This window comes from Parundibacterium terreum (assembly GCF_014636315.1).
Taxonomy (GTDB): domain Bacteria; phylum Pseudomonadota; class Gammaproteobacteria; order Burkholderiales; family Burkholderiaceae_D; genus Undibacterium; species Undibacterium terreum.
On record NZ_BMED01000001.1, the window covers coordinates 1,546,681 to 1,572,978 of the forward strand.

At 54.1% G+C, this 26,298-nt stretch carries 21 protein-coding genes; 9 read left to right on the forward strand and 12 right to left on the reverse strand.

Going from position 1 to position 26,298, the window contains the following annotated elements:
• Positions 1–194 precede the first annotated feature (194 nt).
• The 3 genes from IEW12_RS07225 to IEW12_RS07235 form a co-directional block, all read right to left on the reverse strand.
• Positions 195–1,643 carry a PA domain-containing protein gene (locus IEW12_RS07225; RefSeq protein ID WP_188565247.1) on the reverse strand — a complete coding sequence of 483 codons (1,449 nt, stop codon included), beginning with the start codon at positions 1,641–1,643 and terminating at the stop codon, positions 195–197.
• A complete protein-coding gene (locus IEW12_RS07230; protein WP_188565248.1) occupies positions 1,630–1,992 on the reverse strand; it encodes a post-PEP-CTERM-1 domain-containing protein in 363 nt (120 codons plus the stop codon). Before IEW12_RS07230 ends, IEW12_RS07225 begins: the two co-directional genes overlap by 14 nt.
• 261 nt (positions 1,993–2,253) lie before the next feature.
• On the reverse strand, positions 2,254–2,928 hold the full coding sequence (locus IEW12_RS07235) for a choice-of-anchor J family PEP-CTERM protein (RefSeq protein ID WP_188565249.1): 675 nt from the start codon (positions 2,926–2,928) through the stop codon (positions 2,254–2,256).
• A 615-nt stretch (positions 2,929–3,543) separates the two neighbouring features.
• Between IEW12_RS07235 and ppk2 the strand changes: the two genes are divergently transcribed.
• A complete protein-coding gene (gene ppk2, locus IEW12_RS07240) occupies positions 3,544–4,452 on the forward strand; it encodes a polyphosphate kinase 2 (RefSeq protein ID WP_188565250.1) in 909 nt (302 codons plus the stop codon).
• Between the two features lie 77 nt (positions 4,453–4,529).
• Here the strand turns inward: ppk2 and IEW12_RS07245 are convergent, their stop codons facing one another.
• Positions 4,530–5,312 carry a hypothetical protein gene (locus IEW12_RS07245; RefSeq protein WP_188565251.1) on the reverse strand — a complete coding sequence of 261 codons (783 nt, stop codon included), beginning with the start codon at positions 5,310–5,312 and terminating at the stop codon, positions 4,530–4,532.
• 68 nt (positions 5,313–5,380) lie between these two features.
• Positions 5,381–6,172 carry a hypothetical protein gene (locus tag IEW12_RS07250; protein WP_188565252.1) on the reverse strand — a complete coding sequence of 264 codons (792 nt, stop codon included), beginning with the start codon at positions 6,170–6,172 and terminating at the stop codon, positions 5,381–5,383.
• Positions 6,173–6,621: 449 nt separating this feature from the next.
• Here IEW12_RS07250 and IEW12_RS07255 point away from each other — a divergent pair, with 449 nt between their 5' ends.
• Positions 6,622–8,115 (forward strand): peptide MFS transporter, encoded by a 1,494-nt coding sequence (locus IEW12_RS07255; protein WP_188565253.1) that lies wholly within the window; start codon positions 6,622–6,624, stop codon positions 8,113–8,115.
• A 129-nt stretch (positions 8,116–8,244) separates the two neighbouring features.
• Here IEW12_RS07255 and IEW12_RS07260 read toward each other — a convergent pair whose 3' ends face one another.
• Positions 8,245–8,904: a ribonuclease HI family protein gene (locus IEW12_RS07260; protein ID WP_188565254.1), complete on the reverse strand. Its 660-nt coding sequence runs from the start codon at positions 8,902–8,904 to the stop codon at positions 8,245–8,247.
• A 199-nt stretch (positions 8,905–9,103) separates the two neighbouring features.
• Between IEW12_RS07260 and IEW12_RS07265 the strand changes: the two genes are divergently transcribed.
• Positions 9,104–10,093, forward strand: a complete 990-nt coding sequence (locus tag IEW12_RS07265; RefSeq protein WP_188565255.1) for an MBL fold metallo-hydrolase — start codon at positions 9,104–9,106, stop codon at positions 10,091–10,093.
• A gap of 117 nt (positions 10,094–10,210) precedes the next feature.
• Positions 10,211–11,323 carry an NADH:flavin oxidoreductase/NADH oxidase gene (locus IEW12_RS07270; RefSeq protein ID WP_188565256.1) on the forward strand — a complete coding sequence of 371 codons (1,113 nt, stop codon included), beginning with the start codon at positions 10,211–10,213 and terminating at the stop codon, positions 11,321–11,323.
• A 64-nt stretch (positions 11,324–11,387) separates the two neighbouring features.
• Here the strand turns inward: IEW12_RS07270 and IEW12_RS07275 are convergent, their stop codons facing one another.
• Both IEW12_RS07275 and IEW12_RS07280 read right to left on the reverse strand, forming a co-directional pair.
• The gene (locus IEW12_RS07275; protein ID WP_229750970.1) at positions 11,388–13,400 is read right to left on the reverse strand and encodes an alpha/beta hydrolase family protein; all 2,013 of its coding nucleotides are present in this window, start codon (positions 13,398–13,400) and stop codon (positions 11,388–11,390) included.
• A 136-nt stretch (positions 13,401–13,536) separates the two neighbouring features.
• A complete protein-coding gene (locus tag IEW12_RS07280) occupies positions 13,537–14,370 on the reverse strand; it encodes a class I SAM-dependent methyltransferase (protein WP_188565257.1) in 834 nt (277 codons plus the stop codon).
• Positions 14,371–14,503: 133 nt separating this feature from the next.
• On the opposite strand from IEW12_RS07280, the gene IEW12_RS07285 reads away from it, so the two are divergent.
• Positions 14,504–15,274 (forward strand): helix-turn-helix transcriptional regulator, encoded by a 771-nt coding sequence (locus IEW12_RS07285; protein WP_188565258.1) that lies wholly within the window; start codon positions 14,504–14,506, stop codon positions 15,272–15,274.
• A gap of 91 nt (positions 15,275–15,365) precedes the next feature.
• Here the strand turns inward: IEW12_RS07285 and IEW12_RS07290 are convergent, their stop codons facing one another.
• Both IEW12_RS07290 and IEW12_RS07295 read right to left on the reverse strand, forming a co-directional pair.
• The gene (locus IEW12_RS07290) at positions 15,366–15,788 is read right to left on the reverse strand and encodes a YfeK family protein (RefSeq protein WP_229750971.1); all 423 of its coding nucleotides are present in this window, start codon (positions 15,786–15,788) and stop codon (positions 15,366–15,368) included.
• Between the two features lie 85 nt (positions 15,789–15,873).
• The gene (locus IEW12_RS07295; RefSeq protein ID WP_188565259.1) at positions 15,874–17,808 is read right to left on the reverse strand and encodes a DUF3857 domain-containing transglutaminase family protein; all 1,935 of its coding nucleotides are present in this window, start codon (positions 17,806–17,808) and stop codon (positions 15,874–15,876) included.
• 736 nt (positions 17,809–18,544) lie between these two features.
• On the opposite strand from IEW12_RS07295, the gene IEW12_RS07300 reads away from it, so the two are divergent.
• Both IEW12_RS07300 and IEW12_RS07305 read left to right on the forward strand, forming a co-directional pair.
• Positions 18,545–20,173: a methyl-accepting chemotaxis protein gene (locus IEW12_RS07300; RefSeq protein WP_188565260.1), complete on the forward strand. Its 1,629-nt coding sequence runs from the start codon at positions 18,545–18,547 to the stop codon at positions 20,171–20,173.
• A gap of 189 nt (positions 20,174–20,362) precedes the next feature.
• Positions 20,363–20,632: a hypothetical protein gene (locus tag IEW12_RS07305; protein ID WP_188565261.1), complete on the forward strand. Its 270-nt coding sequence runs from the start codon at positions 20,363–20,365 to the stop codon at positions 20,630–20,632.
• Positions 20,633–20,684: 52 nt separating this feature from the next.
• On the opposite strand, the gene IEW12_RS07310 is transcribed toward IEW12_RS07305, so the two are convergent.
• Complete coding sequence (locus tag IEW12_RS07310; RefSeq protein ID WP_188565262.1) at positions 20,685–23,369, reverse strand: sensor histidine kinase; 2,685 nt, start codon at positions 23,367–23,369, stop codon at positions 20,685–20,687.
• Positions 23,370–23,652: 283 nt separating this feature from the next.
• Here IEW12_RS07310 and IEW12_RS07315 point away from each other — a divergent pair, with 283 nt between their 5' ends.
• Complete coding sequence (locus IEW12_RS07315; RefSeq protein WP_188565263.1) at positions 23,653–24,129, forward strand: YbaK/prolyl-tRNA synthetase associated domain-containing protein; 477 nt, start codon at positions 23,653–23,655, stop codon at positions 24,127–24,129.
• Positions 24,126–24,455, forward strand: a complete 330-nt coding sequence (locus IEW12_RS07320; RefSeq protein WP_188565264.1) for a DHCW motif cupin fold protein — start codon at positions 24,126–24,128, stop codon at positions 24,453–24,455. Before IEW12_RS07315 ends, IEW12_RS07320 begins: the two co-directional genes overlap by 4 nt.
• A gap of 173 nt (positions 24,456–24,628) precedes the next feature.
• On the opposite strand, the gene IEW12_RS07325 is transcribed toward IEW12_RS07320, so the two are convergent.
• Positions 24,629–26,290: a rhodanese-like domain-containing protein gene (locus IEW12_RS07325; RefSeq protein WP_188565265.1), complete on the reverse strand. Its 1,662-nt coding sequence runs from the start codon at positions 26,288–26,290 to the stop codon at positions 24,629–24,631.
• Between the last annotated feature and the right edge of the window lie 8 nt (positions 26,291–26,298).

Below are 26,298 nucleotides of genomic sequence, written 5' to 3' on the forward strand. Positions count from 1 at the left end.
ACCTCGGGGGAGGTCAATGAAGAGACGGCGCCACTATAGCGCGCAACAGCTTCATTCCCAACGAATATTTCCTGATATCCACAGTCAGAATTTGCATACTGCCGTGCACCCTCTTCCCTCTGTACTGTCCAAAGAAAAAGGCAACGAAAGAACACTTTCGTTGCCTTGCTGCTGACCAGGTCAGGTGGCTGTGCTTACCAGCCTATATCTTTCAGCAATTCAAATGTCAGGTCATAAGGCACAGTTACTTCATGTGTCAGATCGGCATTGATTGCGGGTTCCATCAACTGATTCGGGAAAGCCAGCGTATCCCAGTGAGAGACGGAAGATCCGGATTGATATGGATTCGGCGTGAACAACAAAGCACGACCCAGTTTATCCGCACCGGCATACTGGTTAGGATCCACGCCCAGATTGGCAATCACACCGGATGAAGTACGGGTACGCTTGCCCAATTTGGATTTCAGCAGAATGCCATCGGCCTGGCTGACGGACAAGGTTGGAATGACGACGGTAGGGTCGGCGCCGCCCAGCCCTGGCGCAGTACCCGCTGCATTATTGGCAATCACTACACCGATAGCACCCGCGTCCTGCGCATTTTTCGCCTTTACCGCAAAGCCGCAAACACCGCGGTCAATCAATGCAATACGGCCATTCACTGCTAAGGCATTCACGCCGCTCAGCGGATTACAGGCCAACCCGGTACCATTTGTCTGATCCACTACCGGCATCAGTTGACCTGTCACGCCAGGGCTGGACAAGGCGACGCCAAATGACGCTGTACCTATAGGAAAGTCCCCTGCTGCATCGGCGGCATTTGGTCCGGAGATATTCAGGCGCTGGGTGCCGGCCGCCAAAACAGTAGGCACCTTGCTGCTGACATTCGGGCCTGTCCATGCGAGCTTGCGGAAATTGAGCGATGAAGTTGCGCGCTCAGCATCCGTCATATCCACCCAGCGTTTGCCGGCTGTGTTATCCCACATGAAGTTATCCCACACCGATGGAGTCCCACCCAGTTGAGCGCCGGTCGCACCATTGGTAAAGGTCTGGAATCCCAATCCGTGGGCAAACTCATGCTCCAGCACGGTAACCAGATCCACCAGATTTCCTGCATTGCCATCCAGCCCCAGATAGAAAGGCGAGCCAGGCAGGCAATTCGCGTTCAGACCCAGGTTGGAATTGAAACGCGCACGTATTTGCGGTACGGCCTGGTCACCGAGAGCCTCAGCACCATACAGCTTGTTCGTCAACGCATACGAGTACCAGGAATTTGCCAGTGGTGCACCGGGGAAATCACTAAAAATCTGGGTCGCGCCAGCGCTGCCTAAAGTGGCTGTAGTCGCGGTACAAGCAAGCGGTTCCATAGTGGCCAGCACGGTAATAGGTACCGAACTGGTCAAGGTTGCACCCCATTTTGCAGCGGCGGCCTGAAATGCAATCAGGCGTTGCTGGCCCAGCGTTGTGCCGGAGTTGCCGCCAACAGGCGCAGCTACTGTTGTGTCGTTAAAGCCCACGCCGGCAGCATTACCGTTAACGATGACAATAGTCGCAGCAGCAAAAGACGCAGCAGCGCTGCTCATGCCGACGACAAATGCACCCAGGGTCGCAGCTGTTTTCAGGGACAAAGTTTTATTTTTCTTCATGGTTGTGCTCCTGGGAATGATTGACCTTGGTGGATGCAGTGGATGCCGTTGCAGCAGGTGTGGCATTGACCAGCTTGTCAGCCGCTTCACTACCGGTTACGCATTCCATCTCGATACTGCCGTCCGCCTTGCGCGTGGCAACGGAATAAGTCATGAAGCTCTCGTCCAGCACCATCGTCCTTGAGCCGTCGGCACGTACAACAGCAACGGCACGCTTGGCCCTGGCCTGGGTGGACTGCCGTCCAGCCTTGCTGGCCTCGTCTGCTTTGATCTGATTATTCAGGGCTTCATCTTCTTCGGCGGTAGGCGCGCGCAGCTTGCCTGTCACCGGATCCTTTGCTACTCGCATGCCACTCTCCTGTGCATGCACAACAGGAGCGACGGCGATCGCAGAAACAACTGCCGTTGCCAGGAACAATCGCTTATGCCACTGCGATGTCTGTAAAACTTTCATTAAAGATTTTTCAGTCGACATGTCACTATCCTTCAATAAGTAAGGGCTAGGCATACCGCATGCGCTACCCGCGCAAGCCGGAATACCCTTGTGCTGCGAGAATGAGCCGTTCAATTCGAGACGGCGGTTTTCTGTTGTTGTGACGTACTACAAGTTTTACAGCGATTTGTTGCGGCGGCGCATGGCCAGCAAGCCCAGCATGCCTATGCCCAGAGTCATGACTGTCGCAGGTTCAGGCACGACACTGAAGGTATCAAGACCAATATAGTCGCCATTGGCGGATGCGTCTGCGATGTAAAAACGGAAGCCGAGGCGGCCTGTTCCTGAACCAGAAAATGTAGGAATAGTGAACTGCACTTTAAACCAGTCGGTAGGAAAGCCGTCTGCGGTATAAGTGGGATTGAGATCAAACAGCAAGGAAGTAAAGTCGCTGGTATTGGTGCTGGCGCCATTTCCGCTCAGGCTCACTTGCAGGCGATCCGGCAAATCTCCATGGGAGCGTGTATAGAAAGTGACTGTCTCGCCTGCGGCCAAATTGAATACAGGCGAGAACAGCCAGTTGTCGATAACATTGCCGAATGCACTGGCATAGCTGACACCCGCATACGAATCCGCTGCGCCAGATTGAGAATTGAATGCAGACCCAGGACTGCCTTGCGACCACGAAGCAGACAAATCCGGATTGGGGAACTGTCCCTTATTGGAGACCACCCATCCCTTGCCAGCCAAGGACGAAAAACTATCAAAATTTTCGCTGAGGATATCGGTTGCTTGCGCGCTAGCAACAAGACTAAAGGCAGCAAGACCTGCCAGGAGGGGTTTGAATTTCATTGTGCTTCCTTGTAATTGATATTAATACGAACGGATTTGCAGGCACTATTGAAACAGGGGTACAAACTTCAAAAATATTTCCCCAGGCCCACCGCTAAGCACAAAAAATGCCAGAGAAAAATATTTCTGCAAATTCAATCACTTAAAAGAAAAATGGTTTTCACAAAGTAACGTCATGTAAAAAAATCCGACATATTGTATAAATTGTTTATTTACGTAAAGAAATAAATGCATATGCTTATGCCATTTTTGCCGCCGTTTTTTTCAGCTCGGCTGCCGACTCTCAGGGTGTATTGCGAGCTCGCTTAAGACGAGAAAAAAACTATTTTTGCACTCCTTCCAATAGTTTTTCCGTTATTGCGCTATCAGCTTGCGATCTCAACATTCCACCAAGCCTGCTTATTTCGTCGCGAAGATCGCCGAAAAAAATTGCAAGGCAAATTTTCAAAATTTCACAATGTATTGCACATTTAGAGTGAGAGTCTTTTCAGCAGCCTCATCTCAATCATTGCCTGGCGCAATATTTTCATATGGAAATATTCTTGTTAGCGCTGCGTCATTCCTTGGTCATAATCTCCGTGTAAGGTCGAAAAAAACCTTACCTGTGGAGAGAATATGAACGAAGAAGATCTGGTGCGCCGCATCCACCGCGAGCTGGCCGATAGTTACGATGAAGAAATGGAGCTGGAAATTGAAGACCGCAACATTGATGAACTGACCGGCGAGCCATCCAAGCGTACTGAAGAAGAAAAGGAATATCGCCGCCAGTATTTCCAGGAACTGTTCCGCCTCCAGGCAGAACTGGTCAAGCTGCAGGATTGGGTAGTAGCCTCCCGGCACAAAGTAGTCATCCTGTTTGAGGGGCGCGATGCTGCCGGCAAGGGAGGTGTGATCAAACGCATTACCCAGCGCCTGAATCCTCGCGTATGCCGCGTAGTCGCCTTGCCGGCCCCGAATGACAGGGAACGTACGCAATGGTATTTCCAGCGCTATGCGACACATCTGCCCGCAGCAGGAGAAATCGTCCTGTTCGACCGTAGCTGGTACAACCGGGCCGGCGTCGAACGCGTGATGGGATTTTGCAGCGACGATGAGTATGAAGAGTTCTTCCGCACCACGCCGGAATTCGAAAGAATGCTGGTGCGCTCTGGCATACAAGTCATCAAATACTGGTTCTCGATTACCGATGAAGAGCAGCACATGCGCTTCCTGAGTCGCATCCATGATCCGCTGAAGCAATGGAAACTGAGCCCCATGGATCTGGAGTCACGCCGCCGCTGGGAAGAATATACCAAGGCCAAGGAAGTGATGCTGTCCCGCACGCATATTGCAGAGGCGCCGTGGTGGGTTGTGCAGGCCGTGGACAAGAAACGCGCGCGGCTCAATTGCATCCACCACCTGCTGGGACAGATGCCTTATGCTGAAATAACGCATCCGCCTATCACCTTGCCTCATCGCGAATATCACGAAGACTATGTGCGCAATGAAATCTCGCAAGAGATCATGGTGCCGCAAGTATATTGACTTGAAGTAGCCGGCTTGCGAGCCGGCTCTTTAATCGCAAAAAAGAGGCCGCATAGGCCTCTTTTTTGCGTGCCACATCAGGCCGGCTTGTCCGCCAAAATTTCCGCTGCTGTCTGTTCTACCGTTTTTTGTATCAATTGCTTGAGGATCTTAGCTTTTTCTTCAGCGCCAAGGGCTTTCCAGGCGTCATTGCTCTTATCCCTGTCACCGGCATTGGCAAAAGTATAGGAATTATCCAGGTTTTTTTCGCGAATGACGCTCCAGTTGCGAACGTCAATCAACCTGACCGTCATGTAGGCGTATGGTGCAATTACGCCGCGACCGGATTCCAGTGTGTCCGTGCGCTCCACCCCGATGCGATTGTCCACATAAAATCCCAGACCCTCCAGCTTGCCATGACCGATACTGGTGTCGACCATTTTCAATCGGGCATCACCGCGATGCTTGGTGATAAGTATCAGATGCGTGACGGCTGGATTGCCCTTCAGCGCCAGCTTGAGACCATCCAGCACCGTGCCGGCATCTGCCGTGTTGCCGAATAAGGCTCCTTGCAGCCTGTAGAGGCCGGCATCATTGCTAAGCATCAGATCTGCCTTTGCCTTGGGTTGCAGCTTGCCTAACACGTTGTCAGCGGCCATCAACGCGGCACTGTCCAGGCTGGTGTTGGCGATCGCAATTTTCTGAGTCTCATTGCGATCAAGCTTGCTGCCAGTAGAAAGGACGTCGAAAACCACGGTGACGTTGTCCCCAATCAGCGACAACACCGCGTAGTGGCGATCTGCACCATCAGCAGCGTAGGAGAAAGACGCAGCCAATGCGCTCACGCAAACGACGCCGGTAGCCAGTAATTTTTTCAGCATATTTTTTTCATAAGTAAGTTGTGTGTTACCGAAGAAGCCAGATACAAGCAGCAATTGCTCAAATCATGTCAACCGGGCTTATTTGTCAGCACATCCTTGGCAGCATCCCACACCGTGCTTTGTATCAGGCGTTTGAGCGCAGATGTTTTTTGCTCCGGGGTCAGTGCACTCCATGCGTTCAAAGTCTGGCCCGCTTCGCCTATATTGGCAAACGATGTCGAATTGTCCGATGTCCTTTCTTTTATCACTGTCCAGGTAGATAAATCAATCAGCCGGACTGTCATATAAGCGTAGGGAGAAATCAAACCTAGGCCACTTTCGCCAGTATCAGTCCGGACCACCGACGCGCGGCTATCCACATAAAATCCCAGCCCTTCCAGCTTGCCGTGACCCAAGCTGATATCCTCCAGTTTCAGCCTGGCATCGCCGCGATGCTTGGTAATCAAAATCAGATGAGTGGCCGCTGGTTTGCTCTTCAATGCAAATTTCAAGCCCTCCAGCACCACATCCGCGTCCGACGAACTGCGAAACAAATTTCCCTGCAGACGATAGAGACCGGCGTCGTTGCTGATAAGCAGTTCTTTTTTTGCGGATGGCTGTAACTGGGCAACGAGATTGTCCACCGCCAGCAATGCCGCGCTATCCAGTTCCGCGTCGGGAATGCCAATTTTTTCAATGGCGTTGGCATTGAGATTGGTACCGGTTGCTCCCCGGTCAAACACGACCGTGACATTGTCGCCCACCAGCGACAACACCGCGTAATGGCGGCCGGAGCCATCGGCAGCATAGGCGTTCGCTGCCGATAAAAGCAGGCCGGCGATAGCCGTATTCAGCAATTTTGTGAGCAGATTAACTTTCATGCGCGGGCCTTATGCAGTAAATGAGTGGAAGAACGTCTCGCCCAATGAATCGGAACTTTAATGACATTAAAGCGGGAAAATATTAAAAAAACAATATTTCTTCTAATATAAGCCGTATTTTAAATTATAGAAAGTTTATTTCACAACAAGTTGCACTCCGGGTACACAACTTGCTATTGGTCACTAATGCAAAACAACGCAAAAATCTGGTTTTAAAGGCAATATTTTTGTGAATCGGTGAAAAGAACTGCGATTTCGAGCGTCTATTCGATGTAAATCGTTTGCGACCTCTTGTAGAATGGCGCGTCGAAATATATCGGCATGCAAATAAATCTTAATAAAACCAGTAGGCGGGGCGCAATGCCATCAAGCATGGCGCCCGAATTTAGAAAAATCCGCGTACATGAAACCCACAAGGAGACGACGATGCACGGAATTTGGAGAAACCCATGACACTTGTTAATACCGCAACAGATGCGGCCCCGGCAACCACGGCGGTGAAAGAAAAGCATCCTGCTGCCCTTCCCATGCTCTTTTTTACAGAGATGTGGGAACGCTTCAGTTACTACGGTATGCGCGCCCTGCTGGTGCTATACCTCGTCAATGCGATAGGCTATACCCGCTCTGACGCGCTGGCACTGTATGCAACCTATACCGGCCTGGTCTATTTGTCGCCACTGCTCGGCGGCTACCTGGCCGACCGCTACCTGGGGCGCCGCAAGGCCATCCTGATCGGCGGCATTACCATGGCACTGGGTCACTTCTGCATGGCATTCGAGCCTCTGCTGCATCTGTCGCTGGGCTTGCTGATCATCGGTAACGGCTTCTTCAAACCAAACATCTCTACCCTGCTGGGTTCGCTGTATCGTGAAAACGATCCGCGCCGCGATGGCGGCTTCACCATTTTCTACATGGGCGTCAACCTCGGCTCTTTTCTGTCCCCATTGATCGCCGGCACGCTCGGTGAAAAAGTGGGCTGGCACTATGGCTTCGCTTCTGCTGGCGTCGGCATGTGTTTCGGCATTGCGCAATTCCTGTGGGGCCAGCACAAGCTGGGCAACGCTGGCCTGCCACCGGGCAAATCCCGTATTGACGGCCAGGACTGGATGCACATCCTGCTGATTTCCTTCGGCATGATCCCGACCGTCTATGCAATCATGGGCATCTGGAGCTTTGTCGGCCCTGTGTGGAACAGCTTTGCCCTGATCGTTAAACTGATCGTTGTCATCGGCATCATTGCGGCCCTGTGGTTTGGCAGCGGCGCTGTCGGCAATAAACAAGGTAAAGTGGAAACACCGCTGACGCGCGAAGAATGGCACCGCATCATCGCCATCCTGATCATGGGCTTCTTCGTGGTCTTCTTCTGGATGGGCTTTGAGCAAGCCGGCGGCACAATGAATTTGTTCGCTGACAAGCAAACCGACCGCCACCTGGGCGGCTGGGAAATCCCCGCCACCTACTTCCAGGCTATCAACCCGCTGGGCATCGTTCTGCTGGGACCTGTGCTGGCGATGATCTGGACCCGCATCGACCAATCCCGTTTCAGGCTGCCTACTCCAGCCAAGCTGGCTATCGGCATGATCATCCTGGGCCTGGGCTTTATCGTACTGGCGATTGCACAGACTGAAGCAAATACCGTCGGCAAGGTTGGCCCGCAATGGCTGTTCTTCGTCTACCTGCTGCATACTATCGGCGAGCTGTGCCTGTCGCCGGTTGGCTTGTCCATGGTCAGCAAACTGGCTCCGGCCCGCGTTGCGGCGATGATGATGGGCGTCTGGTACCTGGCCAATGCGCTGGCGAATTACCTGGCCGGCATGCTGGAAGAAATCCTGAAAGGCTCATCCTTCCCGCTGTACTGGTTCCTGGTGGGCAGCTCCATCGGCGCAGGCGTCGTGCTGCTGCTGATCACACCTTTGCTGAAAAAATTAATGCACGGCAGATAAGCCGGGAGCATTTATTTCGCATCAAATCAAAAGCCGCTGTTCTCAGGAACAGCGGCTTTTTTTATGTGCCTGCCTATGTGTCTGCTTATGTGCCTACTTATGCGTCAATCCAGTCCATGGGAAAGTCAACTAAGCAGGCAACTTGATCGCCTGCTGCGACAGCGCATCTGCTTCCGCATTTTTATGCCGCGGCACCCAGGTCAGACTCAGTAAATTCAGTTGCGCCATCAATTGCCGCGCCTGCGCGCGATGAGATTCCAGCCCGCTTGCGGTCTTGCCGCCTTGTTGCATCACATCGTTGATCACGACCTGGCTATCACCATATATCTGCAGTTTTTTCGGCTGCAGGCGCACTGCCTCCTGCAATACCGCAATCAGCGCCAGGTATTCGCCTTTACTGCTATTGCCCTGGCCTGCTGCGCGGCTGATGCGTACTACCGCACCGTCCGGACTTTTAAGGATGCCCCCCACGCCCATCCTGCCCGGATTGGGATGCGTAGAGCCATCGAACCAGGCCTGCCATGCTGCAGCATCCGGCTGGGCGAGCAGTTTCTTTGCCGCGTATGCCTGTGCTTTTTCTCGTCTGTGCGTATCGCGCCTGGTTACGGCATCTTGCTTGAGTTGCCGTCGCTGCCGCAACAACTCATCCAGAGTATGAGTACCCGCTGCATGCTGCAGAACCTGCACCAGGGCATCACATGGCGACAGCCCCAGCTTCTTTTGCAAGCGCCGGCTCAGCACCATCTCGGATTTATACGCGGCTATAAGCAGCTCTTCAAATTCAGGCATCTTCAGGCTTGGATGAAACGGACTATTCAATATGGAGCAATTCTACACGCGCATTTTTCCGGCATCAGTTTTCTTCGGCCTACGCTGATGGCATCCCCTCCTTTAGGGAGATGCCGGGTTTCGGCAGCTTCTGGCATTATTAGGCATAATGCAACACCACTATTTTGTGTTTTTTGTGCCCACCCTAGGAGATCGCACGATGTTCAACCAATCGTTATCCCGCAGCACCACATTGTTTGCCCTGTCAGCCGTCCTGCTCGCCACTGCGGGCTCAGGAATAATAGGCAGCAGCAATGCCTATGCCGCCGCGCCCATGGTCAAAAGCTCAGCACCGGCCTACTATCGCATGACGCTGGGTGATTTTGAAATCACTGCCCTGTCGGATGGTACTACTGCACTGCCAGTGGACAAATTGCTGACCAACACCACGGCTGCGGCCACCAACAAGCAGCTTGCCAAATCTTACCTGAAGAGCCCGGTAGAGACCTCATTTAATGGTTTCCTTATCAACACCGGCAGCAAGCTGATACTGGTTGATACCGGCGCCGGCGCTTTCTTCGGTCCTACGCTGGGCAATCTTGCCGCCAATCTGAAAGCGGCAGGCTACCAGCCTGAGCAGGTAGATGAAATCTATATCACGCACATGCATTCCGATCACGTCGGCGGCCTGCTGGCAGGCGACAAGATCGCCTTCCCCAACGCCATCGTGCGCGCACAAAAGAACGAAGCGGATTACTGGCTGAGCCAGGCCAATATGGACAAGGCGCCGGCAGACAATAAAGGCAGTTTCAAGAATGCGATGGCAGCAGTTAATCCTTACGCCAGCGCCGGCAAGTTCAAGCCCTTTGAAGGCGATACCGAGCTGGTGCCAGGCATCAAGGCCATTGCTGGCCATGGCCATACTGCTGGCCATAGCACTTACGTGATCGAAAGCAAGGGCGAGAAGCTGGTGCTGTGGGGCGACCTGATGCACGTGGCCGCCGTACAGTTTGAACACCCAGAAGTCACCATCGCCTTTGACAGCGATAGCAAGACAGCAGCCGTAGAACGCAAAAAGGCGTATGCAGATGCAGCCAAGGGCGGCTACCTGGTAGCAGGTGCGCACTTGTCCTTCCCAGGCATAGGCCGCATACGGGCAGAGGGCAAGGGCTACGCATGGGTGCCGGTCAACTACGTGCCGGTACGCTGAAAACGGATCCCGGTTAAACTCGTGGAAATGTCTGCTCCCCAGGCGTTTTCACGAAAATGGCGGGGCAAGCGAGTCAACTTCAGTGTCAATAGAAACAATGTAGAAAGCAATGATTTCATGAGCCAGTTGTTTACCCCTTTCCCGCTAGGCTCGGTGAGCCTGAAAAACCGCATCGTAGTATCCCCGATGTGTCAGTACTCTGCCGAAGACGGGCTGGCAGGCGACTGGCACATGATCCATCTCGGCGGCCTGGCACTATCCGGCGCCGGCCTGCTGTTTATCGAGGCCAGCGCCGTAGAGCCAGACGGCCGTATCACGCCGGGCGACCTGGGCATCTGGTCCGATGCGACAGAAGCCGCCTTGGGGCGGGTGATACAGGCTTTCCGCAAATATACGAATATTCCAGTCGCTATCCAGCTGGCGCACGCGGGGCGCAAGGCCTCCAGCCATGCACCCTGGGACGGTGGGCAATTGATCCCCATTGGACGAGGCGGCTGGCAAACCGAAGCGCCTTCCGCCATACCGCATGCAGCAGGAGAGCATCCGCCTGTGGCACTGGATAAGGCGGGCTTGGCACGGCTGCGCACAGCGTTCGTGGAAGCAGCCAAGCGGGCGCATAGGCTGGGCATAGAAGTGATAGAACTGCATGCGGCGCACGGCTATCTGCTGCATCAATTCCTGTCCCCGCTGTCCAATCAGCGCGATGACGAGTACGGTGGCTCGCTGGAAAATCGCATGCGTTTTCCGCTGGAAATCTATGATGCAGTACGCGCGGCCCTGCCGGCAGACAAGACTGTAGGCGTGCGCGTATCCGCCACCGACTGGGTCGCGGGCGGCTGGGATCTGGAACAGTGCACGGTATTTGCAAAGGCGCTGAAACAGCACGGATGCAGCTTCATCGACGTCTCCAGCGGCGGCGTATCGCCGTTGCAGCAGATTACTTTGGGACCGGGCTATCAGGTAGGCTTTGCCGCGCATATCCGCGCGCAGACTGGGTTGCCGACCATCGCCGTCGGCATGATCACCGAACCGGAACAGGCGGAAGAAATCGTCGCCTCAGGCCAGGCCGACATGGTGGCGCTGGCGCGCGCGATGCTGTATGACCCGCACTGGCCATGGCATGCCGCCGCCAAACTGGGCGGCACTGTGGATGCTCCGCAACAATACTGGCGTTCGCAACCGCGCGACCAGAAGGCATTGTTCGGCCCTACCAGCATAGGCCAGCGCTAACTCCAAATAAAAAGCCGGTCTGCTCAAGACCGGCTTTTTTAAACCGCTTGGAGCAAGGCTCCAGTTATTGAACAGGATTATCGTTCTGCTGCAAAAATTTCTCTACCCGCGTCCAGAAATCGACATTGGTTTTCAGCATGCGCCAGCCATGGCCTTCGCCGGAATACTCTACCCATTCGACATGCGGATTGGTTTCTTTCACGGCTGAATAAAACCTGGTTCCATGCTTGATAGGTACCCGCCTGTCCATATTCCCATACGCCATCAATAAGGGCTGCTTGATGCGCGCGGCATTTTCTATCGGAGATGTTGCCTTCAACTGCGCCGCATCCTTGACCTGATCGCCGATCAGGATAGGCGCAGAATACTTTTTAGCATCATCACTGATATCGCTCCAATGGATGTCGTACAGCAGATTGATATCGGTAACGCCTACCCAGTCTATGCCGCAACGGTATAGTCCTGGGTCATTCAGCAAGCCCATCAGGGTGGCATAGCCACCATAGCTGGCACCGGCGATACAGATGCGTTTAGGATCGGCATAGCCTTGCGCCACTGCCCATTTCGCACCGTCTGCAATATCGTCCTGCATCGCCAGGCCCCACTGTCTCCAGCCAGCCTCAAAATGCTTGCGGCCATAGCCCGTACTGCCACGGAACTCCGGCTCCAGCACTGCGTAGCCACGCGAAGCCAGGAACTGGACTTCCGGGTTCCAGCCCCAATGCGTACCGCGCACATTAGGCCCGCCGTGCACCAGCATGACCAGCGGCAGATTCTTGCCTGAACTGCCTGCCGGCAAGGTCAGGTAACCGGGAATATCCAGTCCATCCCTGGCCTTGTAGCGGACTGCATCCTTGAAGGACATCAGTCGCGAATCAATGTCTGGCCTGCTGCTGCCCAGCCTGACAAATTTACCGGTTTCGCGGTTATACAACTGCCAGAAAGCAGGCTGGACATCAGAAAAAGAATTGACTACGACAACATTGCCGATCGCCTGCTCCGGCACGTGCAACTGGTTGATCGTGTCAGGCAGTGCCGTATCTATTTTCTTTTGCAGCTTCTGCAGGTCTTCATCAAACCACAGCGTTGCCGGACGGCTCATCTCATAGCTGATACCTAATACCTTTTGCTGTTGCGTGTTGTAGATCAGGCTGCCATTGAAGTCATAGCCCTTCAGCGTAATGACAGATTCCTTCAGCAGTTCGTTTTTACCGAGGTCGTACTGATACAGCGCCTTGGTGTTGCCGCCGTTGTAGGCCACCACATATAAATCGCCTTCAGGCGACAGAAAAACCGGGGTCATGCCATCTTCCGCCGTCCAGCGATAATCCATCAGCTTGCGCCATTGATTATTCTTCGGGTCTTTATACTGTATCGTGATAAGGTCGCCCTCTCTGGTTTCAGCAACACGCGGCTCACCGGTTTTATCGATCAGCCAGCGGACTACCTTGCCGGGGCGCGGCACCAGCGTGGTATTGCCGGTGACGGTATTCAGGCGCAGCAAATCGTATTGGGTGAACTGATTATTGAATTTGTCCGTCCCCTGGATAACATAAATGTCATCCGACTCTTGCGCGTGAATGGAATCCAGATAAAAAGTATCCCAAGGCAAAGCGGTTACGGCCTTGTTCAACTGAGTGGGAGCATGCGTTTCCCGCGATACGAGCATCAGGGGCTTGCCGCCATCCTTGCCGACCGCATACAAGCCGGTACCGAAATAGGAGACACCGCCATCGCGGTCGCCGAGACCGTAGACCAGACGGTTATTGTTCACCCAGTGAAATTGGACCACATCCATGTCGGGCATTTTGGCGATGACACGCGGCTGCAGTTTATCGACTTCAGTTACCGTCAACACCAGTTTTCCGTCAGCATCCGCATTCAGCATGGCCAGCGATTTTCCATTCGGGGATAGCTGAGCCGATGTGATACGGGCCGGCCTGAAAAAATTGGCAACCGGGATCTGCGCGGCATCCGCCGCCTGCGCAACTGCACTTGTTTGCGCATGGGAGGAATGCATTCCCAAGCCCCCCATGCCGGCGATAGACACTATCGCGAATGTCGCCAATTTACTCACGCTGCTTCTGCCTTGCGCCCACATAAGGTCTTTCCACATTGTTAAAGAGAAACACATTATACGTGACGAAAATAGCAACAAAAGACTGAAGCGGGACTATTTTTAGCTGGGTAGATGCTCTGGAAAATAGTGCGCATCAGTGATGCCGCGCCTCTATCCAGGCTGTATCGCTGCTAAATGACAAGTCAGGCTGCACGGCAAAATACTCCTTCACTTCCTGCGGCAGTTCTTGCATGCTGACCTGCAAGGCGGCGATTCTGGCAGCCGACGTGCGTATCCGCTTTACCCAGCTATCGAAATCCAGCGGCAGCTTCCAGCTATCGCTACCGACAAACGACAGGCCGGCGTTGACCAGCATGGACTTCCATTCGGATACCCGATAATTGCGAACATGGCTGGAGTCGCGCAATAATTCCAGCGTTTGCAGGACCGTGTCGAACAAGGGCACCTCCGGGGCGACCACATCAATCACGACCAGCGTGCCACCGGGCTTGAGCACCCTGACCATTTCAGCGGCGGCACGTTCCATGTCCAGCCAGTGATGGGCAGAAAAACGCGTTGCAACCAGATCGAAACTCGCGTCGCCAAATGGCAAATTTTCCACCAGACCCTGGCGCGTGTGGAGGTTACGAAGGTCACGCCGCTGCGCTTCCGCTGCAACCACCTGCAGCATCTGTCCCGACAAATCATAGGCTGTCACCGCGCCGCTTGTTGCCGACGCCAGCGCAAAGCTGGCATGCCCGGCGCCACAGCCCAGATCCAGGCTATGGGCCGGCTGTAAGCGTGCCGCCAGCGCTGCCAGCCGTTGCAGATCCTGCCCCTGCGCATGCACGGTACTGCTCAGGTAATTTTCTGCAGTACTGCCAAACTGCTGTACTACCAGGCTCTGCTGATCCGTTGTTATCGCCTGCGGCTCCCGGCTTATGTTTCCATGGCTTACCTTGCTTGCTTGTTTCGATTGCTGGTTCATACCGTCGTCCTCTGGTTTTAGTTCGGAGACCTAGTATAAAATTGCATCAATACTGGAACAAGATCCCATCTTATCCTGGTATAAATTACTACCACCCTAATTGAAATTCCTTAATTCTTTCTGTGAGCAGTACATGAAGAACCACGAGCTTGGCAAATTTATCCGCACCCACAGGGAGCGCGTGCGTCCGGAAGAAGCGGGATTGAGGTCGACAGGCAGGCGCCGTACGCCGGGATTGCGGCGCGAAGAACTGGCGCAATTGTGCGATGTCAGTCCTACCTGGATCACCTGGCTGGAACAGGGCCGGCCAGTTACGGCCTCCATAGAAACGCTGGCCGCGATGGCGGATGCATTGAGGCTGACTGGCGCAGAACGCCACTATCTGTTCAGCTTGGCGGGAAAACTGGATCCGGCAGCGGAGCCGGAACATATCAGCGGCGTCGATGCCGTGCTCGCCAGCCTCGCGCATATCCAAACCCCGGCCTACGTGCTGGACAGGCAATGGGATGCGCTGGCATGGAATGAGGCGGCGCAGGATTTGTTCGTCGGCTGGCTGGACCAAGCATCTGCTACGGCACCGAATCTGCTCAGCTACACCTTTCTGTCACCGAAGGCGCGCAAACTGATTTTTGACTGGGAGCACAGGGCCAAGCGCCTGGTGGCGGAATTCCGCGCCGATTGCGGCAGGCATGTAGACGACAGCGCGGTGCAGCCGCTGATCGCGGACCTGTGCCGCCGCAGCAAAGAGTTCGCCGCATATTGGCGCGACTATGATGTGACCATGCGCGAAGGCGGGGTCAGGCAATTCCGGCACCCTCAGCACGGCCTGCTTTCTTATGAACAGACCACGCTGTATGCTGCCGTACGCGGGGATTTAAAACTGGTCATGCTGCTGCCGCACTGACGATAAATGCTGCCAGCGGCTGCCTCCTAGCTCGCCGGAAGATCGGATTCTTGCGCTTGCCTGAATTTCATTTAATCTTATTGGCCTTTGCCTATTTGCCGGTGCTACGGTAGCGGGCCAATTCCTGCTTCAGCCATTCAGCGCTCTCCACCGGTTTCGCGTCGCCACATTTCACAAGATAGGCTTTGCCGCTGAAGCTGCTTTTACTGGCAGCCAGTTCGATGAAGGATTCTGCATTGGTGATTTCCCCGCGAACCAGGAAGTAGTCATACTTTTTGGTCAGGTGGGACTTGGCATCGGCACCGTCATACCAGGAGCCGTTGCGGTTGAACTGGCACTTTGAAGTAACCAGGGTTTGCAGCAGATGATCTATCTCCCGTTTCACCACGGCCTTGTCAACGGCTGCAGCTGCGGTAGCGGCTGTATTTGCATTCGCCGCCGTTACTGCTGTGCCTGCCATCAGCAAAGGCAGGCACAGCAATGTCCCCTGTATTATTTTTTTAAAGCGCTTCATGTTAGCTTCCCGTTCTCTCCGGGCTCGTTGGCAAATCGATCATCGGATGCCAGCATACACGAAACAATGCGCGCAGGGGCGCTCCTTAATTGTGCGCAGCAGCAGTGGCGCCGCCAGTAGAAACTGAAGGCGGAGCTGCATTTGTGGAAGCTGCAGCGCCCTCTTCTTTCATCACGAACACCAGGCGGGCACCAAGCGCCTTATCTATCTTGTTCATCACGGGACGCAAGGCCAGATATTCCTGCGCCGAACACCAGGACTTGGATGAGGACGACCCCCAATGGCGGGTCAGCCTGTAGACATTGCCTATGCGCTCATAGCGCGCCTCAAAAAAAATCGGCCCTTCGCGCATACTGATTTCTTTCGGCAGATACAGCACCTGCATCGCCTCCGGCATTTCTATATCGACTATGTCATTGACGGCAAAAGCGTCGCATTTGGCATCCGCGGTTCTCACCGGTTGCGTGTAGCGCCGCAGTATCTTGCCCAGGGAAATAGGCCCGGTCACGCCGGGGGCGAAAGCCAGCACGCCGGCCTCAGGCTGGTTCACATAATTGCGGATCTTTTCCACGTATTGAAAGCCGAGCACATCCTCGCGAGCGGATTTCACCACCGTTAAACTGCCCTCGCCATCCAGTCCGGAATCGGCCATGGTCTTCTTGACCCAGTCCTGTTCCTGCCCTGGACCTATATCTTCAATAAAGCTGCGCACTTCCGCAGCAGCACGTCCATAGCCGTCAATCTCCGAGGTGCGGACTGCCGAACCGTCCATCGCAAACTTGATGTGGACGCGGCGGTTCATCTTGAAGTTGTCCACGGTCGCAATCGGGGTGCGCGTCACTACTGCAAAGTTTTTTGTGACCAGCACCGGTTTATCACTATCGCTTTCAGGCAGGATGCCGAAAGGCATCTGGCTGTCGGTAGAATCCAGGAACAGCCCCAGCGTAGGCAGGTAATTGATCGCATGGTTAAACCAGAGCGAGGCGACCGGAGGCAGCAGGTAGTTTTCAGTATCGGAGTAGATCAGCACCTGGGACGCGGGAATGCCGCGCGCTTCCAGCAGCGCCTCCAGCAAGGTGGAGTGATCCTTGCAGTCGCCGTAATGTGTCCTCAGGATCGTGGCGGTGTCGTTAGGCACCCAGCCACCATTGCCGACATAGCTGGCCACATAGCGGATGTTCTTGCGTACCCAGTCATACAACAATCTGGCTTGCTCGCGCTGCGAACTGACTCCCTTGGTGATCTCATTCGCCAGCGCCTGCACTTCCGGCGTCACAATCGCCTTCTTTGCCGCCCCCTGCTGATAGGCGTCGGCAATCGCCTTCCAGTCGGTATAGGTTGACATCATGATATACGGTGTCTGCTGCCAGCTATTGATGCTGACAGGCTCCGGCAAGACCGTGTCGGTACTGCTGAACTTCAGGCGTAGCTGCCGCTGCGCGTCAACGATGCTGTCGTCCACAACCGTCAGATCATTGTGAGCGACATTCAGCGCCAGCGATGGCGGATAGCGTAAAGTAACCGCAACCTCATCACGTATGATGTCGCGATAAAAATAATAGATGCGTGAAGTGCCGCCCGGTAAGTCCGGCAGCTTTTGCACGAACCGGTAACGCAGTCGAATCGCATCGCCGGCGTTCAGTTTGGAAAAAGTAATCTGCAAAAGCTTCTGTTCCGGATACGATACGCCGCCAAGCACGCCATCCTGTACCTTGATATCGGACTTGGGTACCTTGATGGGATCTCCGCTTGCCGGAATCGTTTCTGCATCCAGCACTTCTATCTCTTGCCGGCTGACGTCATACACCAGGTATTGCTGTCCCAGCGTCGCAGCGCCCTGCAAATCAACTGCGCGCCAGGTGTAGTCGATCACACTGCTGTACGTGCCGTCCGCAAAAAAATTGACGTCATACTTTTCCTGCACCGAGTGGATGTGCCCTTCGCCCGCAGCGCTCGCCGACTGGCAAAGAGCCAATGCCGTCCACAGCGTAATAATGCGGAAGAGAGATTTGCATGTCATACGTGCTTCCTCGTTCATTTTTGTTGATTACAAAAGAACAATATTATATCGTCAACACAATCAGCTTAAAAGTATTCCATGGCCTCGTTTTGCGCATTCGGCCTCGACTGTCACCAAGTATAGGAGCAGTATAGATGGACAAATTATGTTTGAACAAAACGCACGCGCATTAGAGTCTCAGCAGTAATGTTGGTCGACTGTATAATTTTGGGCATCGCCAAGACTAGGCATATGATGCTGGATATTTGACAGGCTTCTTATCGTTATGACAGCGTAAAAACCGCCTTGTTACAATACCCTACTTTTAGAGCGTTTCCCGCATTCAAGGTCGGCGATATACTGGTTCGAAAAAAAGATGGGTTGAAACTTCAGTGCTGTGCGCCATTATCGAATGCCATTAGCTAAACCATCATAGGCGTACCCAGTGTACGTATCGTCATTGCAAGATTGCAACCGCAGCGGATCTTTATTCTCAACCGAGGAAGATTTCGCTTAAATAAATTGAGAAATGCGTCGCCCAAGATAGAGACGATTCAGCATCGAATTCTGGAAGTGAAAAACATTGTGTCCTGCCCCAGGCAATGCTTTGAATTTATCTTGATTACATGCTAAAACAATTTGCCGGTATCTCACCACGCATCATGAAATGTAGACGGAATTTGATTTCTTGCGGCAACAAGACTCTAGGGCTACACTTCCGCGCCTCTTATTCTTTTATCCTACTAAGGACCCTGCCATGAACTGGTTCAACAATATGAAAATCAGCAGCAAGCTGATGACTTCTTTTATCCTGATGATGGCCCTGACTGTCGTGCTCGGTATTTTCTCCATCAGCAAGCTTAATCAAGTTAACCAGGCATCGACGGATATTGCAACCAACTGGCTACCGAGCATACGCACCGGCCTGCAAATGCAAGCTTCGCTGGCACGTTTCCGCATTTCTGAGTTGCAGCATATTCTTTCCACTGAAGATGCGGATATGGCAGCGGCAGAAAAAGCAATGGAAACACGCTTGGGAATTTTCAGGAAGAGCCAGGAAGTCTACGAAAAGCTGATTTCAGAACCGGAAGAGAAGAAAATATATCCAGAGTTTCAAAAAAGCTTTGATAGCTATATAGCAACCAATAAAAAATTGCTGGACCTGTCGCGCACGGGCAAAAAGGATGAGGCACGCTCTCTGTTCAAGACGGAATCGAACCAGACCTTCCGCCAAATAAATGATCAGCTGGACCAGCTTGTAAAGATCAATGATGACGGCAGCAATGCCTCCGATAAAGGGGCCGATGTCATCTACGGTTCTGCGCGTACCTGGATCATTGCATTACTGATCACTTGCGTCGTGATCGGCTTGGTGCTGGCAGTACTCATCGCCCGTATTATTTCTCGTCCTTTAGTAGATGCTGTGGGCATTTCCGAGAAAGTGGCGCAAGGCGATCTGACTGCGGATATACATTCGGCAGGCAAGGATGAAACCGGCCAGTTGATGAGTGCATTGAAGGCGATGAATGATAGCTTACTGAAAATAGTCAGCGAAGTACGCAGCGGTACGGACACGATTGCCACCGCATCCGGCCAGATCGCTGCGGGCAATCTGGACTTGTCCAGCCGTACCGAAGAACAAGCCAGTTCGCTGGAAGAAACTGCTTCCGCGATGGAAGAACTGACATCAACCGTGAAGCAAAATGCCGACAATGCCCGCCAGGCAAATCAGTTGGCGGTTTCAGCATCACAGATTGCGGTACAGGGCGGCGAAGTGGTGGGTCAGGTCATACAGACGATGAGTTCCATCAATGAATCGTCCCGCAAGATCGTGGACATCATCAGCGTTATCGACGGTATCGCTTTCCAGACCAATATCCTGGCGCTGAATGCGGCGGTAGAAGCGGCCCGCGCCGGCGAGCAAGGCCGCGGGTTTGCGGTGGTCGCCACCGAGGTACGTACGCTGGCGCAACGCAGTGCTGCTGCCGCCAAAGAGATCAAGCAGCTTATCGACGATGCCGTCGGCAATGTCAGTGTGGGCAGCAGGCTGGTGGATCAGGCCGGTGCAACCATGAAGCAAGTCGTAGACAGCGTACGCCAGGTAACCGATATCGTCAGCGAGATCAGTGCCGCAAGCGATGAGCAAAGCACAGGGATAGAACAGGTCAATCAGGCTATCTCTCAAATGGATGAAGTCACCCAGCAAAATGCCGCACTGGTAGAGGAGTCCGCAGCAGCGGCCCAGTCGCTGGAAGAACAGGCTGCGAAACTGGCGCAGGCAGTCAGCATTTTCAAGCTGCATGAAAGTTCAGCGCCCAAGGCAAACCCGGTACGTGCAGCAGCAGCCACGCGCTTTACTGCCAGCAAGGTTCGCCAACTCACCTGATCGTCAATTATTCTGGCGGCAGAGCAGCTAGAGTAATCATCAATAAAAATGCCATGCAGAAATATATTGCATGGCATTTTTTTACCCGCACCTCTATCAGACTATTCCTACAAATCGATGCGTTTTTGTCCGGTTTGCTGAACGGTAACTTGCGATCACACTTCTGAAATTGTCAGAAGGAAAATGATCATGCAAAATATCCACTATTACTCACGCCCCAGCAAGTTCCGCTCAGTCGGCTATCTGGCGTTTGCGCTGGTGGGTCTGGCAATCCTGAACGTGGTGCGCAGCTATCACATTGCCATGTGCGATGTATTGAGCGTATGCGAAGTAGAGGCGCCATTATTATTCCTGATGATACCGGTGCTAATGGCGATAGGCGGTCTCAGCATGTTCATTTATCAGGCATACCGCGATTTCATCAAGCACGACTACCGAGAGAGAGACGCCTGGGAGTAATCCCAGCAAGCCCGGCAAACCAAAAGTCCCTCGGCTTGACTTCAGTACCCTCTCACTTCCACTTCGATATAGGCAGCTCAAAGTAAAAACTGCTGCCCTGATCGGCGACCGATACAAATCCCATACAGCCCGACATCTTTTCAATGATGGACTTGGAGATGCTGAGGCCCAGCCCGGTTCCCCCTTTTTTACGCCGGTCGGAACCATCGACCTGGGAAAATTTCTGAAAAATCTTGCCGTGCGATTCAGCCGGTATGCCGCAGCCATGATCAGTGACTGTGACCCTGACCTGGTTTCCACGTTCAGCAAGCATCAGTTGGGCTGATATTTCCACGCTGCTGCCTGAGTAAGAGAATTTGGCGGCATTGGACAGCAGATTGATCATCACCTGTATCAGCCTGTCTGAATCAACATTGATCTCTACATTCGGCACAGGTTCAATCAATTGAAACCGCACGCCATACTGCTGGCCATAGAAGGTACTCAGTTCCAGCGCCTGTTGCATCAGCGGCGGCAGGCGATGAGGTTTGAAATCGAAGGACATATTGCCCGCTTCGATCTTTTCCATATCCAGGATATCGTTGATCAGGTGTATCAGCCTGTCGCTATTGCGATGTGCGATGGACAGTAACTGCCGCGTCTTGTCGGCCACTTCGCCACCCGCACCTCCCAATACCAACCCCAGGGATCCGTGGATGGAGGTAAGCGGTGTCCGCAGTTCGTGGCTGACGGTAGAAATGAATTCATCCTTCAGCGCATCCACTTTGCGCCGCTCGGAGATATCGCGCAAGAATACATGGCCGGCATAGCCGTCCGTGTCGTAGAGCGAGGCAATCGAAATTTCCACCGGCACCAGTTTACCTGTTTTATGCAAGGCATCAATCTCCACCCGCCTATGCACGACAGTGCCGCGTCCGGCGCCTTCATTTTCCAGATGGGTGATGCGGGCAACGACGGCATCCAGTTGTTCAGCAGGGATGATCAGCTCCAGCAACTGCTTGCCCAGCGCCTCTTCCCGCGTCCAGCCAAAGCTGCGTTCCGCTTGCGCATTCCAGTCCATGATCTTGCCGCTCGGCCCCACCATGACAAAGGCATCGGTGGAATTTTCCAGGATCAGTTTCATTCTGTTTTGTTCTTGCAGGATATGCCTGACCAGCGGCTGCAATTGCTTGCGCAGCACCAGCGTGCCGAACACAACCAGCAGCGCCAGCAAGACACCCAGTAAATTGAACTGCTTGCGCAGCAGCGCATACTGCTCTTGCAGATCGGTCTTCAACACCAGCCCCAGTCCATGCCGGATAACCGGCGCATACGCGGCGAGCACCGTTGCCCCCTGAGTGTCCGTGATCGCCGCCACGCCTGACTCTCCCGATAGCGCAAATGCGATAGGCGTCTTGCCGTTATTTTCAGGATTCAACAAGGGAACACGTAAATTGGCCGGGGCGTGGCGCGTAGGGAAGCAAGCGGCATTATCCGCCTCGCGTGTACAAAGGCAGGCATCATCCGAATCCCCGGCAGACTGCAGATCCCTCATCAGGCTGGACAAGGCTGATAGCCTTTGCTCGGTCACTACCCTGCCAACCACACTGCCGTTCAGCACCGCATCATTCTCCGAGCGCAGCACAAAACCGTCTTGCCATAGCAGGGTTTCAGTCGCAACCGGGCCTGTGCCTGTATTTGGAGAACGCGTCACGTCCAGGTGAATCGCTATACTGGCACGCTGGGCGACCATGACGCCCGTCGTAAGCAGGTGATTGCCCCTGGCGTTATAAAATTCTATACCTGTGAAACCCAAAGGCAGGAAAGTCCGGCCGACCTCTCCGACAAAGCTCAAAGCCTCGGTGTTCTGCACATCGTCACTTAGCAGCGACAGATTTTTTCTCAATGCGGGGCGCGTGGCGATAGACTTGGCCAGCACTGTGGCATGGTCCAGCATATTCGATATCACTACTGCATTCTGGCTGGCGGTATGCCGGATATGATCAGTCGTGGATTGCTCATATCCCTGCTGCATGACCGCAAACCCGGTCAAACCGGCGACTACTGCCAGCACTGTCAGCAGCACTGCAGCAATACTGGTAATTCTTTTATCTTCGTTTTCCAGATTGGCTGGAGGAGAAGAGATCACATCACCGACAAAAAACCATAAGCCCAGGCCCAGCAGGCACACCCCTAGCGCTGAAGGCGCAGCACTGCGTTTAAAACCCGCGACGCGATACAGCGTCTCCATATTCAGCATATAACCAAACAAGCCCAGCCCGCCTATCAGCAATACCGTAATAATCAGGATGCGGATAAGCTGGCGTATCCGCCCGCTCTGCACATGCTTGCTATTCAGCAGAAAAACCACGCCCGCCAGCAAAAGCGCGACACAGATATCCGGCGGCAAGCGCACAATCTGCGGCCGGAAGCCAGAGGCCAGCAACATGGAATTAAAAAGATCGAATCCGTAATCGATCCGGAACAGATGCTGGAGCAGGATCAGTGCCGGTACGACGACCAGCACCGTGGAAAAAAACCTTAATACATTGCGCGACCAGTTGCTGTGATATGAGCCCAGCAAGCAGGCACCGGCGAGCACGAACAATACGGCAGCTGTCAGTGACATCGCCGCCGTGCCGGACATCAGCCTCAGCATTCTTTCATTGTCCAGCAGCCAGCCGCTGAATACCACGGCCGGCAGGCCACACAGGGCAAGACCCAGCCAGCGCCGGATTCCGATAGTAAATAATTTCATCCGTATGCCATAAGCGCCGCTACAGGCGGCGTGATCAGCTTTATTGTTTTCACCTGTTGATCTGTATCTGTCCTGCTGAGAAAAAATCAGGCAGACTGTATTTCATGCTTGCCAGAATAATTACCCTGATGCATCTGGCACTCACTCGTATCGCAAGCGAACGGCTTGCAAACAAGTATAAACTGTTGCCTCATGCAATAGATATCTATGTAACATTTATCACAGTTAAACTAAAGCAAGCGATGGGGTGAAGTGGATCACCCGCCCTTTTCAGAAAGTCAGTGTGTTTGAACGTTTACAGCAATTATTGACGGAGGCCGGCGCCCGTTTTCGCGTTGTGGAGCACCCTCACGAAGGAAATTCAGAACGGGTCGCTGCGGTGCGCGGCACCGAAGTCGGCCAGGGTGCCAAGGCGATGCTCTGCAAATTGAAGCATGCCGATTTCAATGTCATGACCATCGTACCGGGTGACCGCAGGGTAGATTTCAAGAAAGTGGCGCAGCATTACGGCCATTCCAAGGCCAGCCTGCTGTCGCCGGAAGAAGCCACGGCCCAGACTGGCTGTGTGATAGGTGCAATCCCGCCGTTCTCTTTCGATCCCTCACTACGGCTGGTGGTCGATCCGGAATTATTCCGCCGTTATAAAGAGATTGCCTTCAATGCAGGCCGGCTGGACCGCTCCATCGTGCTGAATGCCGATGACTATCTACGCATTGCAAAACCGGAACTGGTGGAAATTATCGTGGAGAACGGCACATGAAAATCACGGACATTCCTTTCGGCATTACCGACTGGTCCGGCATAGAGAGAACCGTGCATGCCGGGGAAACCGGCGAGGCTTACTGGCGCACTTGCCAGTTTGGCGACATTCGTGTACGCATGGTGGAATACAGCGCTGGCTATAAAGCCGACCACTGGTGCAGCAAAGGCCATATTCTTTTCTGCCTGGCCGGCAGCATGGAAACCGAGTTACAGGATGGCAGGAAATTCGTGCTGACTCCCGGTATCAGCTACCAGGTTGCAGATCATGCAGAGGCACACCGCTCCTATACCCAGCAAGGCGCGACGCTCTTCATCGTGGACTGAAAATCCTTTTACCCAGCCGTCTGCCCTTGCACTTTACCCACATTAAATGTGCGCAAGACTGTGGATAACTGTACTCACTGCCTGCTATATGATTGATATTTAAGGAAATTATTTCCCTGATCAATTTTAAGGCAGCACCCGCTGGATAGCTACAGCCTGCCCTCGCGAAAGGCTCAGATCACGAAAAACCCGTGCGTGCCGTCACGCGCCAGTTGCTCCACCAATCCGTACTCCCAATCCAGGTAAGCCTGCATCGCGGCGACCGGATTGTCTGTTCCTTCATAGGGCCTGCGATAGCGGTCTGTGCGCGGCGATGCAAGATTCGGTGTTGCGGCAGAATTTGCCTGCTCAGTGGCCTGGCCTGCCTGTAGCCACGCATTCGTTCCTCCGTCCAGCACAAATACCTCGGCCTCGCCCAGTGTCGAGATCAGGCTCTGGAACTCCTGCAGCACCAGCCGGGCCAGCAAGCCATCTGGCGAGGTCAGCACGAAACGCTTGGACGCAGGCAGGTTTTGCACGGCGGCTTCGAGGCCGGAGCGCAATGCAAACCAGGCGCCGGGGATGCGCTGCTGTACAAACTGTGCGCTGGCAGCAAAGTCCACGATAACGACCTCAATGCCCTGCTCCGGCTTTTCCTGTGCCAGCCAGCCGGCCAGCACTTCGACACTAACCAGCCGGGCACAACTCGCTGCCAGCACAGCCGGCGGCAAACTTGGCGCAGTCTGGCCGCTGTCGCGCCAGGCTTCCGCACCGGCACCGTCCAGCACATGCACATCCCAGCCCATTTGCGCCAACCAGGAAGCCGTCATATTGGCGCGCGTCCCGTCATCATCCGCCAGCACAATGCGTGCGCCGCGCACCGGCGCTGAATGATCGGTTTCCTGCACCAGTTGTCCACCCGGGGCAGAACGAAACCCCGGCAGATGAGCATGCAGATATTCTTCCGGCGTGCGGACATCGAAGCAATAAGTAGTTCTATTCGCTTGCCGCAAATATTCCTGTAGCCTGGCATAGTCAACGCGCTGCACGCCTGCCCGGTCGGCAATACTGCGCGCCGATGCTGCTGCCTGCGTGCGGTTTTCTTCGCTCACATCGCCAAAGCGCCTCTGCTGCCGATGCTGCAGGCTTTGCCCGGCCAGCGTCCAGCCTATAGTACCGTTGCGCAGCGCGGCCACAGGATTGGGAATGCCTGCGTTCACCAGCGATTGCGTACCTATGATGCTGCGGGTGCGGCCAGCACAATTGACAATCACCTGCGTGCTGGGGTCAGGCGCCAGTTCGCGCACCCTGAGCACCAGCTCTGCACCGGGCACGCTGACGCTGGTGGGAATGCTCATCGTCCTGTACTCATCAAAGCGGCGCGCATCCAGCACGACAACATCAGCCTTGGCATCCAGCATTTGCTGTACTTCCTGGGCAGAAAACGAAGGCGTATGCCGCACCGATTCCACCAGTTCACCAAAAGCCTTGCTAGCCGAGTTCACATCGCGAAAGATCTCATTGCCCGCAGCCTTCCAGCCTGACAAACCGCCGTCCAGCGAGCCAACATCAGTATAGCCAAGGGCGGACAAGATGTCCGCGGCGCGCTGCGCATATCCCTCGCCATTGTCATACACGACAATGGCAGTCGTCGGGCGGGGGATACGCGCATGTGCATCCAGCTCCAGCCGGGACAAAGGGAAGTTGGCAGCGAATAGCGGATGCTCTTCCGCAAAAGGCGCTTCTTCGCGCACATCCAGCAAGGCGATTTCCTGTTTTTCCAGCAAAGCCTTACGGATTTTTGTAGCGGACACAGTTTTACTTACAGCAGCGCGGACATCGGTATTGGCATTCATTCGTATCA

Excerpts from the sequence above, each read along its gene's own strand:
- IEW12_RS07225 (WP_188565247.1), bottom strand. The coding sequence starts at position 1,643 with ATGAAGAAAAATAAAACTTTGTCCCTGAAAACAGCTGCGACCCTGGGT.
- IEW12_RS07230 (WP_188565248.1), bottom strand. The coding sequence starts at position 1,992 with ATGCGAGTAGCAAAGGATCCGGTGACAGGCAAGCTGCGCGCGCCTACC.
- IEW12_RS07235 (WP_188565249.1), bottom strand. The coding sequence starts at position 2,928 with ATGAAATTCAAACCCCTCCTGGCAGGTCTTGCTGCCTTTAGTCTTGTT.
- ppk2 (WP_188565250.1), top strand. The coding sequence starts at position 3,544 with ATGAACGAAGAAGATCTGGTGCGCCGCATCCACCGCGAGCTGGCCGAT.
- IEW12_RS07245 (WP_188565251.1), bottom strand. The coding sequence starts at position 5,312 with ATGCTGAAAAAATTACTGGCTACCGGCGTCGTTTGCGTGAGCGCATTG.
- IEW12_RS07250 (WP_188565252.1), bottom strand. The coding sequence starts at position 6,172 with ATGAAAGTTAATCTGCTCACAAAATTGCTGAATACGGCTATCGCCGGC.
- IEW12_RS07255 (WP_188565253.1), top strand. The coding sequence starts at position 6,622 with ATGACACTTGTTAATACCGCAACAGATGCGGCCCCGGCAACCACGGCG.
- IEW12_RS07260 (WP_188565254.1), bottom strand. The coding sequence starts at position 8,904 with ATGCCTGAATTTGAAGAGCTGCTTATAGCCGCGTATAAATCCGAGATG.
- IEW12_RS07265 (WP_188565255.1), top strand. The coding sequence starts at position 9,104 with ATGTTCAACCAATCGTTATCCCGCAGCACCACATTGTTTGCCCTGTCA.
- IEW12_RS07270 (WP_188565256.1), top strand. The coding sequence starts at position 10,211 with ATGAGCCAGTTGTTTACCCCTTTCCCGCTAGGCTCGGTGAGCCTGAAA.
- IEW12_RS07280 (WP_188565257.1), bottom strand. The coding sequence starts at position 14,370 with ATGAACCAGCAATCGAAACAAGCAAGCAAGGTAAGCCATGGAAACATA.
- IEW12_RS07285 (WP_188565258.1), top strand. The coding sequence starts at position 14,504 with ATGAAGAACCACGAGCTTGGCAAATTTATCCGCACCCACAGGGAGCGC.
- IEW12_RS07290 (WP_229750971.1), bottom strand. The coding sequence starts at position 15,788 with ATGAAGCGCTTTAAAAAAATAATACAGGGGACATTGCTGTGCCTGCCT.
- IEW12_RS07295 (WP_188565259.1), bottom strand. The coding sequence starts at position 17,808 with ATGACATGCAAATCTCTCTTCCGCATTATTACGCTGTGGACGGCATTG.
- IEW12_RS07300 (WP_188565260.1), top strand. The coding sequence starts at position 18,545 with ATGAACTGGTTCAACAATATGAAAATCAGCAGCAAGCTGATGACTTCT.
- IEW12_RS07305 (WP_188565261.1), top strand. The coding sequence starts at position 20,363 with ATGCAAAATATCCACTATTACTCACGCCCCAGCAAGTTCCGCTCAGTC.
- IEW12_RS07310 (WP_188565262.1), bottom strand. The coding sequence starts at position 23,369 with ATGAAATTATTTACTATCGGAATCCGGCGCTGGCTGGGTCTTGCCCTG.
- IEW12_RS07320 (WP_188565264.1), top strand. The coding sequence starts at position 24,126 with ATGAAAATCACGGACATTCCTTTCGGCATTACCGACTGGTCCGGCATA.
- IEW12_RS07325 (WP_188565265.1), bottom strand. The coding sequence starts at position 26,290 with ATGAATGCCAATACCGATGTCCGCGCTGCTGTAAGTAAAACTGTGTCC.